The sequence below is a fragment of the Oceanobacter antarcticus genome (assembly GCF_044962685.1).
Lineage (GTDB): Bacteria > Pseudomonadota > Gammaproteobacteria > Pseudomonadales > Oceanobacteraceae > Oceanobacter > Oceanobacter antarcticus.
In genome coordinates this window covers 1-205 of record NZ_JBBKTX010000156.1, presented here as the reverse complement: position 1 = coordinate 205, position 205 = coordinate 1, and the positions used below count along the sequence as shown (strand labels likewise).

The following is a 205-nucleotide window of genomic DNA, read 5'->3' as shown; positions in this document are numbered from 1 at the left end:
CACAACACCAATGCCTTGTCCGGAGGGTTCATATACAAGCCAACGATGTCGTGAACCTTTTCAACAAAGTAAGGATCTCTCGACAGTTTGAAGGTTTCCAGACGATGTGGCTTCAGACCAAAGGCTCGCCATATCCGACTGATCGCCATGGCATTCAGTCCGGTTTCTTTCGCCATCAGAGTGGTTGACCAATGGGTTGCGTTTG

At 49.3% G+C, this 205-nt stretch carries 1 pseudogene; it reads right to left on the bottom strand.

Annotation, left to right across the window (positions count from 1 at the left end):
* Positions 1-205: pseudogene (locus WG929_RS21325) on the bottom strand (hypothetical protein); the annotation flags it as partial.